Origin of the sequence: Halogranum gelatinilyticum (assembly GCF_900103715.1) — an archaeon.
Classification (GTDB): domain Archaea; phylum Halobacteriota; class Halobacteria; order Halobacteriales; family Haloferacaceae; genus Halogranum; species Halogranum gelatinilyticum.
In genome coordinates this window covers 153,407-171,761 of sequence record NZ_FNHL01000001.1, presented here as the reverse complement: position 1 = coordinate 171,761, position 18,355 = coordinate 153,407, and the positions used below count along the sequence as shown (strand labels likewise).

General features: G+C 65.5%; 16 protein-coding genes. 12 read left to right on the top strand and 4 right to left on the bottom strand.

From position 1 onward, the window contains the following. Positions 1-37: 37 nt before the first annotated feature. From BLR57_RS00780 to BLR57_RS19165, 4 genes are all read right to left on the bottom strand, one after another. Complete coding sequence (locus BLR57_RS00780; protein WP_089693168.1) at positions 38-331, bottom strand: DUF7130 family rubredoxin-like protein; 294 nt, start codon at positions 329-331, stop codon at positions 38-40. Positions 332-575: 244 nt separating this feature from the next. After that, the gene (locus BLR57_RS00775; protein ID WP_089693166.1) at positions 576-4,121 is read right to left on the bottom strand and encodes a DNA polymerase II large subunit; all 3,546 of its coding nucleotides are present in this window, start codon (positions 4,119-4,121) and stop codon (positions 576-578) included. A gap of 4 nt (positions 4,122-4,125) precedes the next feature. Continuing rightward, complete coding sequence (locus tag BLR57_RS00770) at positions 4,126-4,545, bottom strand: PPC domain-containing DNA-binding protein (RefSeq protein WP_089693164.1); 420 nt, start codon at positions 4,543-4,545, stop codon at positions 4,126-4,128. A 95-nt stretch (positions 4,546-4,640) separates the two neighbouring features. After that, positions 4,641-4,805, bottom strand: a complete 165-nt coding sequence (locus BLR57_RS19165) for a DUF7556 family protein (RefSeq protein ID WP_170830530.1) — start codon at positions 4,803-4,805, stop codon at positions 4,641-4,643. 270 nt (positions 4,806-5,075) lie between these two features. On the opposite strand from BLR57_RS19165, the gene BLR57_RS00765 reads away from it, so the two are divergent. The 12 genes from BLR57_RS00765 (at position 5,076) to BLR57_RS00710 (ending at position 18,123) form a co-directional block, all read left to right on the top strand. Beyond that, the gene (locus tag BLR57_RS00765; protein WP_089693162.1) at positions 5,076-6,932 is read left to right on the top strand and encodes an ABC transporter substrate-binding protein; all 1,857 of its coding nucleotides are present in this window, start codon (positions 5,076-5,078) and stop codon (positions 6,930-6,932) included. Positions 6,933-7,098: 166 nt separating this feature from the next. Next, entirely contained in the window at positions 7,099-8,145 is a 1,047-nt protein-coding gene (locus BLR57_RS00760; RefSeq protein ID WP_089693160.1) for an ABC transporter permease, read from the top strand. A 3-nt stretch (positions 8,146-8,148) separates the two neighbouring features. After that, positions 8,149-9,588 (top strand): ABC transporter permease, encoded by a 1,440-nt coding sequence (locus BLR57_RS00755; protein WP_089693158.1) that lies wholly within the window; start codon positions 8,149-8,151, stop codon positions 9,586-9,588. Further along, the gene (locus BLR57_RS00750; RefSeq protein WP_089693156.1) at positions 9,585-10,655 is read left to right on the top strand and encodes an ABC transporter ATP-binding protein; all 1,071 of its coding nucleotides are present in this window, start codon (positions 9,585-9,587) and stop codon (positions 10,653-10,655) included. The genes BLR57_RS00755 and BLR57_RS00750 overlap by 4 nt, the downstream gene beginning before the upstream one ends. Beyond that, positions 10,652-12,016: an ABC transporter ATP-binding protein gene (locus BLR57_RS00745; protein ID WP_089693154.1), complete on the top strand. Its 1,365-nt coding sequence runs from the start codon at positions 10,652-10,654 to the stop codon at positions 12,014-12,016. Before BLR57_RS00750 ends, BLR57_RS00745 begins: the two co-directional genes overlap by 4 nt. Continuing rightward, a complete protein-coding gene (locus BLR57_RS00740; RefSeq protein WP_244509870.1) occupies positions 12,016-12,444 on the top strand; it encodes a DUF7555 family protein in 429 nt (142 codons plus the stop codon). The genes BLR57_RS00745 and BLR57_RS00740 overlap by 1 nt, the downstream gene beginning before the upstream one ends. An 82-nt stretch (positions 12,445-12,526) precedes the next feature. Continuing rightward, positions 12,527-13,081, top strand: a complete 555-nt coding sequence (locus tag BLR57_RS00735) for a DUF7529 family protein (RefSeq protein ID WP_089693150.1) — start codon at positions 12,527-12,529, stop codon at positions 13,079-13,081. 79 nt (positions 13,082-13,160) lie between these two features. After that, positions 13,161-14,021: a CBS domain-containing protein gene (locus tag BLR57_RS00730; RefSeq protein WP_089693148.1), complete on the top strand. Its 861-nt coding sequence runs from the start codon at positions 13,161-13,163 to the stop codon at positions 14,019-14,021. Further along, positions 14,018-15,802, top strand: a complete 1,785-nt coding sequence (glyS, locus tag BLR57_RS00725; protein WP_089693146.1) for a glycine--tRNA ligase — start codon at positions 14,018-14,020, stop codon at positions 15,800-15,802. Before BLR57_RS00730 ends, glyS begins: the two co-directional genes overlap by 4 nt. After that, positions 15,799-16,389 (top strand): diacylglycerol/polyprenol kinase family protein, encoded by a 591-nt coding sequence (locus BLR57_RS00720; RefSeq protein ID WP_089693144.1) that lies wholly within the window; start codon positions 15,799-15,801, stop codon positions 16,387-16,389. Before glyS ends, BLR57_RS00720 begins: the two co-directional genes overlap by 4 nt. 55 nt (positions 16,390-16,444) lie before the next feature. Then, positions 16,445-16,936 carry a cation:proton antiporter regulatory subunit gene (locus BLR57_RS00715; protein WP_089693142.1) on the top strand — a complete coding sequence of 164 codons (492 nt, stop codon included), beginning with the start codon at positions 16,445-16,447 and terminating at the stop codon, positions 16,934-16,936. Next, a complete protein-coding gene (locus BLR57_RS00710; RefSeq protein ID WP_089693140.1) occupies positions 16,936-18,123 on the top strand; it encodes a cation:proton antiporter in 1,188 nt (395 codons plus the stop codon). Before BLR57_RS00715 ends, BLR57_RS00710 begins: the two co-directional genes overlap by 1 nt. Positions 18,124-18,355 lie beyond the last annotated feature (232 nt).

Genomic DNA, 18,355 nt, shown 5'->3' with positions numbered 1-18,355 from the left:
ACCAAAAACGAGGCTGTTCGGATCGGACCGGACCGGCTCAGTCCTCGGTATAGTAGAAGAGGTTCTGCTTCGGCGCGTCACAGTTCGGGCACGAGTCCGGCAGGTCGTCGTCGAGTTTCCCCATCTCGCCGCAGTCGCCGCACCGCCAGGCCAACTCGGCCTCGCCGAACTCGTGGCCCGACCGCTCGTGCTCGATGGACATCCCGGCCGCGCCGTCGCGGGTCGTCACGAAGAAGCCGTCGTCGCCGAGTCCGCGAATCGTCCCGAGCGGTTCGCCCTCTTCCGTGTAGACGGTCGTGCCGATGCTCGCCTTTGCAGCCTCTTGGCTCATGTGGTGTGTGTACGTATGCCAAGGTGATAAATGTCGGCAGCGGTTGCCGGGGGATCCATCTGGAAAGTCGGAGTGAACCGCTCTCGGCTCGAAAACTTGGTCGAAAAAGCCGCGACCGGGTGTGAGTTACATGAAGTCCGCAATACCGGACTGCTTGTTCTTGTCGTTCCACCTTTTTCGTCGCCGAGTGGGCACGCCACTCGGCTCGAAAAATCTGGACCAAAAAACCGCAGACGAAAGCTCGCTACATGAAGTCCGCAATACCGGACTGTTTGTTCTTGTCGTTCTCGAAGACGCTCTCCAGCGACCGTTCGAGGATGGCGAGTCGCTGTTTCGTATACTCGCGGCAGCCGAACTCCTCGGCCACCTCGATGGCGACGTCCATGTACTTGTTCACCGACCCCTGGTGGACAGTGAGGTTCACGCGGCCGCCACACTCCCGGCAGTCGCCGGTCAGCGGCATCCGTCGATACTTCTCTCCGCAGTCGAGGCACCGCGTCTCCTGTCGGGAGAAGGCGCGGAGGTTGCCGATGAGGTCCGGCAGGAAGTGGCCCTCGATGACGCGCTCGGCGACGTCGGTCTCGTCGACGGCGCGGAGCTTCCGCGAGAGGAGCAGCTGCGCGTCCATCTTGTCCATCATCGACCCGAGCGTCTTGTACGCCGAGAGGTCCGGCCCGAGCGCGATGTCGGTCGTGTCGTGGGTGTGGTCGAAGCCGCGGTACTCGTCGTCGGTGCCGAGGGTGTCCTCGCCGAGCTGGATGAGGTCCTCGACCTCGCCGGGGTCGGCCATCTCCCGCGTGGCCTCGTAGAACTCGCGGGGATACTGCCGCACGATGTCCATGTTGTGCGCCTCGTCGTCGATCTCGGAGGGGTCGATGCGCGAGGACATGACGAGCGGCGCGTCCATCTGCCCGCCGCGCTTGTCGGGCAAAAACTCCTTCGAGAAGTTGAGCAGGCCGTCCATGAGGAGCATGACGCAATCCTCGTCACCGTCGCAGTTTCTTCGTTTTGCTGCATGAAAATAAGGGTGTGCGTACCCGACAGCGGCACTCGTGAACCCAACGACCCGGCCGACCGTCGCCGCCGACGTGTGAGGGGCCATCCCGAAGACCAGCTCGCCGATGAGGTCGTCGCGTTCGTTGACCTCGTAGAACGGCGGTAAGTCGTAGAACTTCTCCAGGAGGTCGTCGACGAAGTCTGCCGTCTTGAGCATATGTTCGGCCGCGCCGTCCGAGAGGACGATGTCCTGGACTTTCAGTTCGACCAGCTGGTCGTCGAACCGGAGCGGTTCGCCGTCGATGTCCTCCTCGTAGCCGAGTTGCCGGAAGTGGTCGGCCGTGACGTCCAGTTCTTCGGGGCGCACGGACGTGACGGGCAGGTCCGTCATGTCGTAGCGGACCGTGCCGTCTTTGAACGCCGTGACGCCGTTCTTCGCGCGGAGGACGCCCTTCTCGATGGCTTCGGGCGTCTTGTGCGCGGAGGTCAGCCCCTTCACGCCCTTCAGAATCTTGAACGACGCCTCGCGTTCGCCGACCGTGTCCATCGCGCCGTGGAACTCGCTGTTGAGGTCGACCGTGTGCCACTCGACGCTCTCGATTTCCCGTTCACACCGCGGACACTCGACGCGGCCCGACTCGTCGGGTTCGGCCTCGATGTCGCACTCGTCGCAGACGTAGTGCGGTTCCGTGTGGCCGCCGCACTCGGGGCATTTGGGCTTGTAGCTGTGGTTCCCGCAGTCGGTACACTCGCGTGCGCCGACGAGGAGGTCCATCACGCCGCGCTGGCCCTTGTCGTTCATCACGCGGGCCGCGTCGGCGACGTTGCGCTGGCTGCCGCCGGCCTCGCTGATGGGGAAGAGCGTGTGGACCGCAGGCGAGAGGTCGCGGCTCTCGGACTTCTCGGGGCGACCCATCCGTGCCCCGATGCGGGTCGGTGCACGCTCTTGGACCTCGAACGGGGCGACCTCGTTGACCGCCTTCACCGCGTTGTCGCCGCCGTCCCACGTCCGAGCTTCTTCGGACAGCGTGTCCCACTCCTTGCGGAGCCCGTCGGTGAGACCGAGCGAGCGGACGAACGGCCGCCAGACCGGGATTCGGAGTGAATCGGGCGTCTGGGAGTGCTCGACGAGCAGGCCTTCGAGCGCCGTCGTCGTCGCCTCCGTCCGCTCGATGGCGAGGACGCCCTCCACGACGTCGCCGTCGGCGACCGTCTCGGCCAAGGCTTCGAACTGCTCGACGGTGATGTCGTGCCAGAGGTAGGTGTACGCCGGATGCAGCGGCGCGTCGTACTCGGCGGCCCACTGGAGGGCCTCGTCGACGCCGGGCTGTTCGAGGTCGACGTGCGGGTCGTCGCGCATCGCCTGCACGTCCGCTCCCGCGTGGTCGAGGTCCTGTATCCACCACTCGTGGGTGTAGGAGGCGGGCGCGAGCGGATGGTTGTTCTCGACGAACTCACCGAAGTTGACGAGATACTCGCCCAAATCGAGGATGGCCTCGACGCCGTTGCGGATTTCGAGGGCTTCCTCGGGGTCGTCGACGCGGCGGACGTCGCCGTTGGCGAGGCGCACGGTCGGGCCTTCGATGGAGTCGACGGGGATGACCCCGCCGGCCTTCCCCGGCCGCTCTGTCTTGATCTGGGTACCCGTCGCGAGGAAGTCGTCGACGAGATGCATCGTCGCCGGATGGACGCCAGCAGTCGCGAAGCCGTGGTTGCGGGCGCGGCCGTAGCGCAAGCGGAAGCCGCCCGCCTCGCTCGGATGGCCGAAGACCGGTCGCCCGGCGATGAGGTCACGGAGATACTTGCTTGCGGGTTCGACGCGCGGCGGTCCCTGTGGTCCGAGGTCGGGGTCGACCGCGTCCGCGTCGTCGACGGCGGTCTCGTCGGTCTCGTCCTGGGTGTCGTCGCCGTCATCGGCGTCGGCGGCGTCACCCTCGGCGTCCGCGCCGTCGTCGTAGTAGGTACCGTCGATGAGGTCTTGGAGCCACGGCCAGTCGACCTCGTCGAGGCCGCGGGTGTACCGCTGAATCTTCGGCGCCTTGAGCGCGATCCCCTCGGCGAGGACGAGACACATCCCACCGCGAGCGGAGTTGGTGTCGACGCGTTCCAGGTCGCGGAAGCCAGAGACCTCCTCGTCGCCAGTGGCCTCCCCGTCCAGCATGATGGGCATATGCTCGGCGATGAACTTCGTCTCCTTGTCCTTCGGCGAATACTGGAGTCCCGTCTCCTTGTCGTAGAGGGCGACCTCCTCGGCGTAGCGTTCGACCTCTTCCGTTCTGGCCTTGTACTCGTCGATGCCCAGAAGAGATCGAGCGTAGTCGGCGACGAGCACGGAGAGTGCCTGTGCGGTCCCGCCCGCCGAGCGAATCGGCCCGGCGTAGTAGACGTTGACGAACTCCGTGCCGTCGTCGTTCTGGAGGATTTCGACGCGGTCGATGCCCTCGATAGGGGCGGCGACGACACCCTCGGTGAGCAGGGCCACTGCGGTTCGCACCGCGCCTTCGACCTTCCCGGCCTTGGTGTCGTAGTCGCCGACGGTGCCCTCGACGAAGTCGGTGACGAGTTCGAGAGCGGCTTCCTCACGGGACATCTCGCCTTCGAGTTCGCGGACGCGTTCGGCGACGTCCGGGATGCCCAGAATGTTCTCGACGCGGTCGGCCATGTCCTTCGCGACGGGAATCTCGATTTCGGTCGCGGGGTCGTGGCCCTGTGCGCGGGCAGCCCCGGCGCGCTCGAACGCCTCGTCCAGCCGGTCCTCGATGCGCGCGAAGTAGCGTTCGTCGTCCGGTCTCATCGGCTCACAGCCACAGGTCGAGGTCGGTCACGTCGTCGTGCTCGCGTTCCAGGGGTTCGTCGAACGCGCGGAGGAAGACCTCACCGGCGAAGACCGTCGCCGAGTCGAGATGGCCAGCGAGTGCCTGCCCGCTCCGACGCGAGAGGACGGCGTGAGTGTGTGCGAAGTGCCCATCGTCCAGTAGCGAGATGTTGCCGACGCAGGAGGCGACTTCGAGCGGTTCGTCGAACGAGACCGACTGATACTCCTGGTCGTCCTGGTCGTAGAACCAGATCTCTGCATCTTGCACCGCGCCCATCGCGGTGAACCACGCGGCGTCGATGCCTTCGCGGGCGGCGAACTCCTCGATCTCCTCGCGCCAGTCCGCACCGTGTTCGAGCCGCGCGACGAACTCGCGACTCGCCGTGACCTCCCGGTAGTTCATAGCCCGAGCGACGGGAGACGACGACAAAAATCCCACCGTTCCAGCGAGTCGTGGCTGTCGCTCGTCGGGTGAAAGAACGGAAAACGAGGTCGCGTCTACCGCCAGTCGTCGAGGGTGGGGGCGTCAGACGCTCGAAGCGACAGCCACGCATCATCGCGAGTAATGTCCGCGATGACGAGCTCCTCCGAGTGAGAGGTGGAGTCCACCGAGGCCATGACCTCGGGAGCCGACACGTCGACGGTGGTCGTGTCTGTCGCCATGTCTGTGACTCACTATCACATCCATATAAACGCGTCGAAACGACAGAGCGGTTGGGGCGTGAATCAAACGTCGGCTGACAGGTCGAGTGTGTGAACAAACACCAAGGACACTGAAGTCCGGATTTTAGCCTACGACGACTACTTAAGTTCATGTTCACAAGTACCGAGGTATGGCGAGTCTTGCCACGAAAACCGCCGGAAGAGGCGGCGTAGTGAACTATCGTTCGAATACGGTAAATTTAACCGCGCCCATCAAAAAGGGAGGGTGGGATGACAGACAGTAACAGCCTTTCACGCCGTCGCTTCTTGCAAGCGACGGGTGGTGCAGCTTCTGCGGTCGCGCTTGCCGGATGTACGGACGGCGGCGACGGCGGTAGTACGGACGAGACCACCGCGGATGACGGTGGTCAGGAGACCTCCGAGCCGTCGGACGGCGGCAACGAGAACTACCTCCAGTATATCAACTCGACGGTGACGACGTTCGACCCCGTCGCTTCGACCGACGAGGCGTCGGCGAACGTCATCAGCAACATCCACCAGACGCTGGTTCACTACCCGCGCGGTGAGCCGCAGACCGAAGCGCTTCTCGCAGCGGACTACAGCGTCTCCGAGGACGGCCTGACCTACACGTTCACCCTGAACGAGGCCACGTTCCACAACGGCGACGCAGTCACGGCGGACGACCTCGTGTACTCGTGGGAGCGACTCGCAGCCTCCGAGAACACGCGTCGTTCCTCCTTCCTGCTCGACGTCCTCGGCGTCGAACACGAGACGGAGACGACGACCAACGGCGACGGCGAGGAAGTCGAGACGTACGCGCCCGGCACGCTCGCCATCGAGCCGGTCAGCGAGACCGAAGTCGAGGTCACGCTCTCGCAGCCGTTCGCCTCCGCGCTCGGCATGATCGCGTACAACGCCTTCGCGGTCCACCCGGAGAACATCGTCGGCGACGTCCCCGGCTACGAGGGGACGATGGAGTACACCGAGTTCGCGACGAGCAACCCGGTCGGCTGTGGTCCGTACGAGCTCGAAAACTGGGAACAGGGTACCTCCGTCGACATCACGGCCTTCGACGACTACTACGGCGAGGGCCCGGTGAACGACGGCGTTCACTGGCAGATCATCGAGGACCCCGACGCACAGTGGACGTACACGATGGAGAAGAACGCCGACGCGTTCGGTATCCCGACCTCGAAGTACGACCCGAGCCTCGTCAGTGTCGAGGAGACCGACGACCAGGGCCGCGAACTCGGTACCTACGGTCCGGTCCGTAACGACTCGACGCTGAACTACTCGGGCATCTCGGAGCTCGTCACCTACTACATCGGCTTCAACATGGCCGCCGTGCCGAAGCCGGTCCGCCAGGCGTTCGCCTACGCGGTCAACCGTGACGTCATCATCAACGAAGTGTTCAAGCAGCGCGGCGAGTCCGCGTTCCACCTCACGCCGCCGGCCATCTACCCCGGTGGCGCGAACGCGTACAACGAACACGTCGAAAGCGAGTATCCGTACGGTGTCAACGAGTCGCAGCTCGACGAAGCACGCCGCGTCATGGAAGAGGCCGGCTACGGCCCGGACAACCGCTACGAGCTCCAGTGGACGCAGTACCAGTCCTCGACGTGGGAGTCGATGGCGAACATCCTGCGCGACCAGCTCGCGTCGGCCTACATCGACATGCAGATCGAGAGCGCGCCGTTCGCGACGCTGACGCAGCGTGGCCGCCAGGGCAACCTCGAAGTCTACACGCTCGGGTGGGGTGCTGACTACCCCGCACCGGACAACTTCCTGCAGCTGCTCAACCCCGAAGAGACCATCACCGGTGGCGACACCGCCCCGATCTCCTACCTCAACTGGACGGAGGAGAACGGGTCGGCCGCACAGGAAGCCACGGAAGCGTGGCAGACGATCCTCAACAACAAGGCCCCGACCGACGAGGCCGCCGAGGCACGTGCCGAGGCAGCCGTCACGATGGAAGAGGCCAACTGGGAGGACATCGGCTTCATCAACCTCTACCACCCGAAGGGTGAGTCGTTCTGGTACGACTGGATCGACTACCAGCCGCCGGGTGCAATGGGCGCAGCCAACGTGATGGAGAAGGACATCGAACTGACGGGTTCGCGCGAGTAAGTTTCTAACTTAAGCGACCGTCTCGTTTTTTTAGTTCGGCCGAAGAGCGGTGCGAGTGAGCAGTTCCCATGGTAAGTGTTTCCGACACCAGAACGCAAGACATAATGAGTAGAGTATCCCAACGATTTCATAGTATGACGGACACCGACTGGCACAGGAGTCGACCATGAGCCGTTGGCAGTATCTGCTGAAGCGGATCCTGCTTGCGGTTCCGGTCGTCCTCTTCGGGGTGACGATCACCTTCCTGATCGTCCGCCTCGGGCCTATCGATCCCGCCGCAGCGATCCTCGGCCCGACGAGTACGAGTGGGGCCGAGGCAGAGCGTATCCGTGAACAGCTCGGCTTGAACGACCCCCTCTGGGAACAGTATCTCCAGTACATCTGGAATCTCGTCACGCTGAACATGCCCAACTCGTGGGTCATCAGCCCGGGGACACCCTCCTTCGACCTCATCCTCATCTACCTCCCGCGGACGATGTGGCTCGGGTTCTGGTCGGTGCTCATCGCGCTGTTCGTCGGCATCCCGCTCGGCTTCTACGCCGGGTTGAACCCCAACACGAGCGGCGACTACGTCGCCTCGTTCAGCGGGATCGTCTGGCGTGCGATGCCGAACTTCTGGCTCGCGGTCATCCTCGTGAGCATCCTCGCGCAGTCACAGGACCTGCTGGGCTTCGAGTGGGCGACGTTCCTCGTCGAGACGAACATCGTCACACCGCCGTCGTTGGACTTCCTCAAGCAGCCGCTCACCCTCCTCACGAGTCCGGGCGAGTCGTGGCCGGAGCTGTTGGCGGCGACGAAGCAGATCGCGCCCGCCGCGCTCGTCCTCGGCTCCTCGTCGATGGGGAACGAGATGCGTATCGGCCGGACCGCAGTGCTCGAGACCATCAACTCGAACTACGTCGAGACCGCCCGCGCGAAGGGGCTGCCAGAGCGCACCATCGTCTGGAAGCACGTCTTCCGGAACGCGCTCATCCCGCTCATCCCCATCATCACGAGCGAGGCGTTCATCCTCATCAGCGGCTCGGTGCTCGTCGAGTTGGTGTTCGCCATCAACGGGATGGGCTATCTGTTCTATCAGGCGTCGCTCCAGGGTGACCTCCCGCTCGTCGGCGCGCTGATGTACATCACCATCGTCCTGCTCGTCTCGGTGAACATCCTTCAGGACATCCTGTACACCGTCGTGGACCCCCGCGTCGGCATCGACCAGAACTGAACAATGAGTGAGACAACTACCGCAGACGTCCCGTTGAAGGATCGTATCGCAGCCAACCCCCAGCCCGCGCTCGTGTGGGCCGCCGTCGGTGTCGTCCTCGTCGGCGTCGAGTTCGGCGCGCTCGTGCAGGCTGTCGGCGCGCTCGTCAGCGGCACGCTGGCCCTCCTCGGCCAGCCCGAAGCGGGCCGAGGGCTCGTCGCGTTCGGCGACGCCATCCCGACGTTGCTCTCGCGCGACGTCATCCCGAACGGCGGCTACTACGACGGAACCGCGTGGCAAGGCACCTTCCTCGGTCTCGAACCGGGCGTCGCGTGGGGCATCCGTGTCGGCCTCATCTACGTCTACTCGGCTCTGGTCATCGGCTGGCTCGTCAGCGGCTACTTCCGCTACCGCGAGCACTACCGTGAGACCGACTGGACGCCCCGTGACGACATCGTCAACCGCTTCTCGCGGCACACCTGGGGCAAGTTCGGCTTCGTCATGGTCGCGTTCTTCGTCGTGATGGCCGTCTTCGCGCCCGCACTCGGGCCGACGACGGTCGACCAGAACATCCAGAACCCCTACTCCAACGAGATACAGTTCTGGGACGAAGAGGCCGGAGAAGTCGGCACGACGCTCGTCGGCGAGGCGAACATCGTCTCCTCCTCGAAGGGGTCGCCCGACCGTAACGTCGGCCCGATGCAGTACGACGAGTTCGGCCGGTTCCATCCGTTCGGGACCAATACAGAGGGGAAAGACCTCTTCACGTACATGGCAGCCGGAGCACGGCTGTCGCTGTCCATCGCGCTGCTCTCTATCGGACTGGCAGCAGGTATCGCGCTGCTGTTCGCGCTGGTGACCGCGTACTACAAGGGACTCGCTGACCTCGCGGTCGTCCTGACCAGTGACTCGATTCAGGCGATTCCGTTGTTCATGTTGCTCATCATCGTCTTCGTCGTCTTCAACGGGACGTGGATCGGCGACATCTACAACGGGGCGTTACTGATGGTGGGTATCTTCACCCTCATCTACTGGCCGGGGCTGTGGCGGGCCGTCCGTGGTCCCGCCCTCCAGGTCTCGGGCCAGGAGTGGATCGACGCCGCGAAGAGCTTCGGACAACGGCCGCTGGTCACGATGAAGAAACACATGGCACCGTACGTCATCGGCTATCTGCTCGTCTACTCGTCGATGACGCTCGGTGGCATCATCATCGCCATCGCCGGGCTGTCGTTCATCGGCCTGGGTATCTCGGCACCGACGCCCGAGTGGGGTCGGCTCGTCTCCGACGGCCAGCCCTACGTCGCGAGCGTCTCGTGGCATATCTCGCTCATCCCGGGGGTCCTCATCACGCTCGTCGTCACCGGCTTCAACGCGCTGGGTGACGGCGTCCGTGACGCCATCGACCCGCAGAGCGAGGGCGGCGAGAGCACTGAAGCTGCCGCCGCAGGGGGGTCGGGCGTATGAGTGCCCAGACCGCCGAGTCGGAAAACCGCAGCGACGAGGAGCCGATCCTCTCGGTGCAGAACCTCCAGACCTCCTTCTACACGGACAAGGAGGTCATCCGCGCCGTCGACGGCGTGAGCTTCGACATCCACCGCGGCGAGACGGTCGGCATCGTCGGCGAGTCCGGGTCGGGCAAGTCCGTCACCGCCCGCTCCATCATGGGACTCGTCGACTCGCCCGGCCGTATCGACGGCGGTTCCATCGAGTTCAACGGGGAGGACCTGACGAAGAAGTCCCAGAAACAGTGGCGGAAGATCCGCGGCAGCGGCATCGCCATGGTCTTCCAGGACCCGCTGACGTCGCTGAATCCGGTCTACACCGTCGGCAACCAGATCAAAGAGGCACTGCGCCTCCACCAGAACCTGAGCGGCAAGCAGGCGACCAACGAGGCCGTCGAACTCCTCGAAGCCGTCGGGATTCCCGACGCGCGCCGTCGCCTCCGCGAGTATCCCCACGAGTTCTCCGGCGGGATGCGCCAGCGTGCCGTCATCGCGATGGCGTTGGCGTGCGACCCCGAAGTGCTCATCTGCGACGAGCCGACGACCGCACTCGACGTGACCATCCAGGCGCAGATTCTCGAGCTGCTGGAGACGCTCCAGGAGGAACGGGACCTGGGAATCATGTTCATCACCCACGACATGGGTGTCATCGCCGAAGTCGCCGACCGTGTGAACGTCATGTACGCCGGTGAGATGGTCGAGACCGCGCCGGTCGAAGACCTGTTCGCCGACCCGAAACATCCCTACACGCAGGGACTGTTGCAGTCGATTCCCGGCGTCGACGCCGTCGGCGGCCGACTGAGCACCATCGAGGGCGACGTGCCGACGCCGAACGAGAAGCCGACGTACTGTCGGTTCGCGCCGCGCTGTCCGAAGGCGTTCGACGAATGCGACGCCGTCCACCCGGTGTCCGTCCCCGTCAACGAGGAGAGCCCCGACCACACCGCGGCCTGTCTGTTGTATCCCGAGGAGATGAGTACCGCCGACGCGGTGGAGCACCACCGCACGCGCGGAGGTGACTCCGAATGAGCACGTACACGAACGGAGCGGCACCGGACGCCGCACGAGAAGAGGTACAGACCGGCGAGACGCTCGTCGAGGTCAACGACCTGAAGACCTACTACGAGGACGACTCGCTGTTCGGCGGCAAGCCGGTGAAGGCCGTCGACGGCGTCGACTTCGAGATCAAGAAGGGCGAGACGCTGGGTCTCGTCGGTGAGTCCGGCTGTGGCAAGTCGACGCTCGGCCGCACGCTCGTCCGGCTCGAACAGGCCACCGACGGGGAGATCCTCCGCCGCGGCACCGACATCACCACCCTGTCGGGCGACGAGCTCAAAGACTGGCGGAAGAACACCCAGATGGTCTTTCAGGACCCCGAGTCGAGTCTCAACGACCGGATGACCATCGGCGAGATCGTCCGCGAGCCGCTCGACGTCCACAAGGTCGGCACGCCCGAGGAGCGTAAACAGCGCGTCCGCGAGCTGCTGTCGACCGTCGGCCTCCAAGAACAGCACTACTACCGCTACCCCCACCAGTTCTCCGGCGGGCAGCGGCAGCGCATCGGCATCGCCCGCGCGCTCGCACTCGAACCGGATTTCATCGTGCTCGACGAGCCGGTCTCCGCGCTCGACGTCTCGGTGCAGGCGAAGATTCTCAACCTGCTGGACGACCTGCAGGACGAGTTCGGGCTGACGTATCTGTTCATCGCCCACGACCTCTCGGTCGTCCGCCACATCTGTGACCGCGTCGCCGTCATGTATCTCGGCAACATCATGGAGATCGGGCCGACGGACGCGCTGTTCGACGACCCGGCGAACCCCTACACCCACGCGCTGTTGTCGGCGATTCCCGAGCCGGACCCGACCAGCGAGCGCAACCGCATCACGCTCCGTGGGACGCCGCCGAGTCCGCGCGACCCGCCGACGGGCTGTCCGTTCTCGACGCGGTGTCCCGTGAAGATTCGGCCGCCGAAGTACCGCGACATCGACGAGGACGTCTGGGAGGCCATCGAGGTGCTCCGCGAGGTGCTCCGCGAACGGAGCCGCGTCGAACTCACCATCGGCGACCGTGTCCGCGACCTGCTCGGCAAGGAGACGCGGCTGACCGACATCCACGACGTCGAGACCGAGCTGTTCGGCGACCTCGACGTCCCCGACGAGGTGCAGCGACACGTCAGCGAGGCCGTCGAGTACGTCGCCAACGGCGACGACGACCGGGCGCAGGCCTACCTCAAAGAGGAGTTCGGCAGCGTCTGTGACTCCGAGCGACCCGACCTCTACCGCGTCGGCGACACGGAGCGGACGAGCCTCTGTCACCGTCACACCAACGAACACGACGAACCCATCGACGTCTACACCGAGGACTACTCGGGCGTCCTCGCCGACGACTGATGGACCGCCGTCGTCTCCCGCTGCAGCTGCTCGATACGGTCGGCTACGCCGTCGCCGTCACCGCCGTCGTGTTCCTCGTCGGTGCGGGGCTGGCAACGGCCGCCGGTCGCCAGCCGCTGGTGGGGGCGAAGTGGTTCATGTTCCTCGTCGGCTTCGGCCTGCTCGCCTACTCGGCGTTCCAGCTGCGGCCGACCCCGAAGTGGAAACAGGACGAAGAGGGTGGAAACGGAAACGGTGGCCTGCTCGGCACCGACACCAACGGGCAGGTGGGGTTGCAGGCGGCCGTCACCCGACTCGTTCCCGACGACTACCGGCTCCCGGCCGACGAGCGACACTCGGCGGCACTGAAGCTGTTCGTCGCGAGCGTCTTCGTGTTGGTCGCATCGTTCCTGATGGAGACGGTCTTCGGCGTCGCCGTCGCCGCCTGAGTCGGGCTCTCCGCGTTCTCTCGGCACGTTCCGTCCTCGAACGTTCGACAGGTTTTACCGCGACGAGCGTCCACGAACGGATATGCCGGACATCTCTGAGGACATGGACCACGGCGAGCGGATCGCCGCCAACGCGGGTGCCGAGAAGGAGGCGTGGGCCGCGACGCTCGACGACATGCGCGCGCTGGCCGCGGAGTACGAGGAGCAGGGCTGGGAGACGATCACCATCCAGGCGGGCGACACCACACCGCGCGGCGACCACGAAGGGGGGACGTTCGGACTCTACTTCCTGACGCCGGGCAACAAGGCCGACGCCTTCGTCGACGCGGTCGAGGCGGGCGAGTTCCCGCAGTACGAGGTCTACCGCGCCGAGCAGGACGGAACCGTCTTTCTCGTGCTCGAACTGCTCGACCCCGAGACGGAGACGGCGATCTTCGTCGCCGGCACCTTCGCGCTCCGGAACTCGCTGGCGTGTGCGAAGAAGGCTGCCGACGAGGGCGAGATATACACGCATCTCCACACGCTCGACGGGGCACTTCTCGGGTCGTTCCGTCACGCCGACTACGAGGACTTCTTCCCGAGCATCACCGCCGTCGAGGACTGGGCTGACGTCGACGAGTCGGCGATGAACTACTGATTTCTCCCGGCCGAACGTCTTCGGGACGCCTTCGCACAGGTTCGCAGGCTACAAGAGGTGCGGGGCAGTAAGCGACGGTATGCACGTAGCCGACGCGATGACACCCCGCTCGGAGGTCGTAACGGTCGAACTTCCGGGTACGCGTGACGACGTTTTGGAGTATCTCCAGGAGCGCGGCTTCTCCTCCGTCCCCGTGGTGAAAGAGACCGACGACGGTGAGGAGTACCGCGGACTCATCTCTCGTGACGACCTCATCGAGCATCCCGACGAGGACCAGCTCGCCATCCTGATGCGCGAGGTGCCGACGACGACCGCAGACACCACCTTGGAGGACGCCGCCCGCCTGATGGCGCGGGAGAACGCCCGCCGCGTCCCCGTCGTCGACGACAGCGGTCCCGTCCCGACGCTCGAAGGCATCGTCACCGTCACGGACGTCGTCCACGCCATCGCCCGCGGCGACATCGACGGCGAGACCGGCGTCGGCGACCTCGCGACGAAGGACATCAACACGACGTACGTCGGCGCGCCGCTGACCGTCGCCGAGCGCGAGATCTTCTACGCGAACGTCCCCTACGCCATCGCGCTCGACGAGGAGGGCGACATGGCCGGCATCCTGACCGAGGTCGACATCATCGACGTCGCTCGCGTCGTCGAGGGCGAGGAGGAGACCGGCGAGAGCCTCGCCGACGAGGACGACGAGTGGATGTGGGAGGGCATCAAGGCCGTCGGCAACCGCTATCTCCCGACCCGTAACGTCGAGATCCCCGCCGAACCCGTCAGCGAGTTCATGAGCGACGACCTCGTCACCATCTCGAAGCGCAAGACGGCGAAGGAGGCCGCTCAGATGCTCATCTCGAACGACATCGAGCAGATTCCGCTCGTCAGCGGCGACACGCTCATCGGCATCGTCCGCGACATCGACCTCTTGGAGGCGCTATGAGCGAGTCGGAGAAACTGACCGAGCTGGCCAAGCGTCGGGGCTTCTTCTTCGGCTCCGCGGAGGCCTACGGCGGCGTCGCCGGCTTCTACACCTTCGGTCCCGAGGGCGCGGCACTGAAGCGGAACGTCGAGTCCTCGTGGCGCGAGCAGTTCACGACGAAGCTCGGCAACGAGGAGATCGAGGCACCGACCATCATGCCCGAGCCGGTCTTCGAGGCGTCGGGCCATCTCGACGGCTTCGACGACATGCTCGTCGAGTGTCCCGACTGCGGCGAGTCCCACCGCGCGGACCATCTCATCGAGGACAACACCGACATCGAGGAGGCCGAGTCGCTGCCGCTCGACGAGGTGGAGGGGCTCATCGCCGACCACGAGCTCGTCTGTCCGAACTGCGGTGCGGAGCTGGCGGACCAGGAAGTCGTCGACTTCAACCTCATGTTCGAGACCTCCATCGGTCCCGGCAAGGGCCAGCAGGGCTATCTCCGGCCCGAGACCGCCCAGGGCATCTTCGTGGAGTTCCCCCGGCTGAAGGAGTACGCCCGGAACCAGCTGCCCTTCGGCATCACGCAGGTCGGCCGCGCCTACCGCAACGAGATCAGTCCCAGAAAGGGCATCGTCCGGACCCGCGAGTTCACGCAGGCCGAGTTGGAGCAGTTCATCGACCCCGAGTCCGATGAGCCGCCGCTCGAAGACGTGCGTGACGTGGAGGTCGTCCTCTACCCCGCGACCGAGCAGGAGAAGGAGTCGACGGAGTACGTCGAGGTCACGATTGGCGAGGCAGTCGACGAGGGCATCATCGCCAGCGACTGGGTCGCTTACTTCCTCGGCGTCGCGCAGGGTTGGTACGAGTCGGTCGGCGTCGACATGGACCGGTTCCGCTTCCGCCAGCATCTCCCCGGCGAGCGCGCCCACTACGCGAGCGACTGTTGGGACGCCGAGGCAGAGCTGGGCGGCGACTGGGTCGAGATCGCTGGCTTCGCCTACCGCGGCGACTACGACCTGTCGAAACACGGCGAGCACGGCGACGACTCCTTCACCGTCTTCCAGCAGTACGACGAGCCGAAAACCGTCGAGCGCGCCGTCGTCGACCCCGATATGAGCGCGCTGGGTCCGGAGTTCGGCGGGCAGGCGATGGCCGTCGCCGAGGCCCTGCAAGAGTTGGCGGAAACGAACCCCGACGCCTTCGAGGCCGACGAGGTGACTGTCGAGGTCGACGGCGACGACGTGACCGTCGACACCGACCTCGCGAACTTCAGCGTCGAGGAGCAGACCGAGTCCGGCGAGCACATCACGCCGCACGTGGTCGAACCCTCCTTCGGTGTCGACCGCACCGTCTACACCGTCATCGCCCACGCCTACACCGAAGACGAGGTCGCTGGCGAGGAACGCTCGTTCCTCGGGCTCGAACCGGGCGTCGCGCCGACGTCGGTCGGTGTCTTCCCGCTCCTGAGCAACGCCGAAGAGCTGACCGACCTCGCACACGACGTGGTCGACGACCTGCGGGCGGCCGGTCTCTCCGTCTCCTACGACGAGTCGGGGAACATCGGCCGTCGCTACCGGCGACAGGACGAGGTCGGCACGCCGTTCTGCGTCACCGTCGACTACGAGGGCATCGAGAGCGACGGTCCCGACACCGTGACGCTGCGCGAGCGTGACACGACGGCTCAGCTCCGGCTGCCGGTCGACTCGTTGGTCGAGGAGCTCTCGGCCGTCCGCGACGGCGACAGGACCTTTGCGGACCTCCGCGAGACCTACGAGACGGTCGAACCCGCCGAAGCGTGAGCGAAATCGGTCGGCGGCTCGTCCACGTCAGCGGCACTGCCCTGCCCGGGCTCTACCTGCTGGACTTGGTCTCGTGGACGCAGCTCGGCTACCTGCTCGTCTTCGGGTCGCTCGTCGTGGCCGTCCTCGAAGTGCTGCGGCTGCAGGTCGGACTCGACTGGTGGATCTACCGCGAACTCACCCGCGAGTACGAGCAGGACAACCCCGCGGGCTACGCGCTGTACTTCTTCAGCATGACCGCCGTCGCGCTCGTCTTCGCCCCCTACGTCGCCATTCCGGGGATGTTGATGCTGACCATCGGCGACCCCATCAGCGGAATTCTCGGGTCGAACGACGCCGGGACGGCCAAGCAGGCGGGCGTCCTGCTCGCCATGTTCGGCGTCTGTTTCGCGCTGGCGTGGCCGTTCGTCGACGGCGCGACGTCGTCATTCCCTATCGCCGTCGCCGCGGCGGGGCTGGGCGCGCTCGGCGCGACGCTCGCAGACGGGCTGAAGCCGGTGGTCGCGGGCTACGTCGTCGACGACAACCTCTCGATTCCGCCGGCCGCGGCGGTCGGTATCTGGCTCGTGCTGACGCTGGGAGCCTAAGAGACCGAGCGACGGCAGCCCTACCCTTATTAATCACCTCAGCGAAGCCACAGGCATGACTATCTACGAGAGCGACCTTCCCGGCGTCGGAAAGAAACACGAGATCGAACTCGGTGACGGATCACGGCTCGTCATCGTGACGCACAACACCGGCCGACGGGAAGTGTACAAGCGGCCCACACCCGACGACGACTCCGAACGGCTGTTCGAGCTGTCGGACGACCTCGCCCGACAGGTCGGGACCATCCTCGAAGGCGCGTACTTCCAGCCCGTGAAGAGCGAGCGGATCGAGACACTGCTCGGCGGCAACACCGTCTTGGAGTGGGTCGACGTCGACGAAGGGTCGACGATTGCGGGCAAGACGCTCGCGGAAACGGACGTCCGCCGGCAGTTCGGCATCTCCATCATCGCCATCCAGCGCGGGCCGGACACCATCCCGAGTCCGGGCGGTAACACGACCATCGAGACGGGCGACACGCTGGTCGTCCTCGGCCCACGAGACGGCTGCCGGTCGTTCATCGGCCACATCGCGGGCACCGAGGACTGATGGCTGCCGGGCTAGCCGAAATCGGACTGTTGTTCTTCGGCGTCGCCGTCGCCGGTGTCGTCGCCGCGCGCATCGGGCTGTCGGTCATCCCGCTCTACCTCGTCGCTGGAGTGGTTCTCGGGCCGAACGTCGCCGGCGCGGCCGGGTTCTTCCACGTCCCGAACGGGGAAGTGGCGACCATCTTCGGGGAGCTGGGTATCGTCCTTCTGCTCTTCTTCCTCGGGCTGGAGTTCTCCATCACGCGGCTGTTGTCCGCACGGCGGCAGATCTCCGCGGCCGGAGCGGTCGACATGGCGATCAACCTCCCACTCGGAATCGCCCTCGGACTCGTCCTCGGCTGGACGTTCGTCGAAGCGCTCCTGCTCGGCGGCATCGTCTACATCTCCTCGTCGGCCATCATCACGAAGTCGCTCATCGACCTGGGATGGATTGCCAACCCCGAGAGCGAACCCATCCTCGGGACGCTGGTCTTCGAGGACCTCGTAGTCGCGGTCTATCTCGCCGTCGTCGCCTCGCTCGTCGTCGGCGGCGACGGTCTCGTCGGGACGGCGATGAACGTCGGCGTCGCGCTCGGCTTCCTCGTCGTCCTCGTCCTCGCCGTCTACTACGGCGGCCAGCTGTTCGAGCGCGTCCTGAAGGTCGACGCCGAGGAGCTGTTCGTACTGCGCGTGCTCGGCATCGCCGTGCCCGTCGCCGCCCTCGCGCTCTCACTCGGGGTGAGTGAGGCCGTCGCGGCCTTCTTCGTCGGCATGGGCTTCTCGACGACGCACCACCGCGAGCGCATCGAGTCGCTGCTGACGCCCATCCGCGACGTGTTCGCCGCGGCGTTCTTCTTCTGGATCGGCCTGGGGACGGATCCCAGTGTCGTCGTGCAGGTGGCCGGACTGCTCGCCATCGCGGTCGTCCTGACCGCACCCGCGAAGGTCATCAGCGGCTACTACGGCGGGCGGCTGTTCGACCTCGACCAGCGGCGGTCGTTCCGCACGGGCGTCGCCATGGTCACGCGCGGGGAGTTCTCGCTGATCATCGCCGCGACCGCGGTGCAGGGGACCGGCGAGGTGATGACGCAGGTGATTCCGGCGTTCGCCGTCGGCTACGTTCTCGTGATGAGCCTCCTCGGGTCGGTGCTGATGCAGTACTCCGACCGCCTCGAAGGACTCGTCTTGCGGCGCGGTACGTCGGCCTGAGCGGGCGAAGACACTTTTTTTCGATGGAGTGGGGCGTGCGTCGGCGGCAGACGCGACAACACCCCGACACCGCCGCGTAACAGTTGCCGCCCCGAAAGCGTTTAATAGCCCCCACAGACAAAGAGAGAGCAATGGCAGGGACTCGTCTCGCCGCCGCTCGCGACCTCGTGAGCGCGCCGTCCCTTCTCCGACCCCGACGAGTCCGACGACCGGGCCTTTAGGCCCACTACTA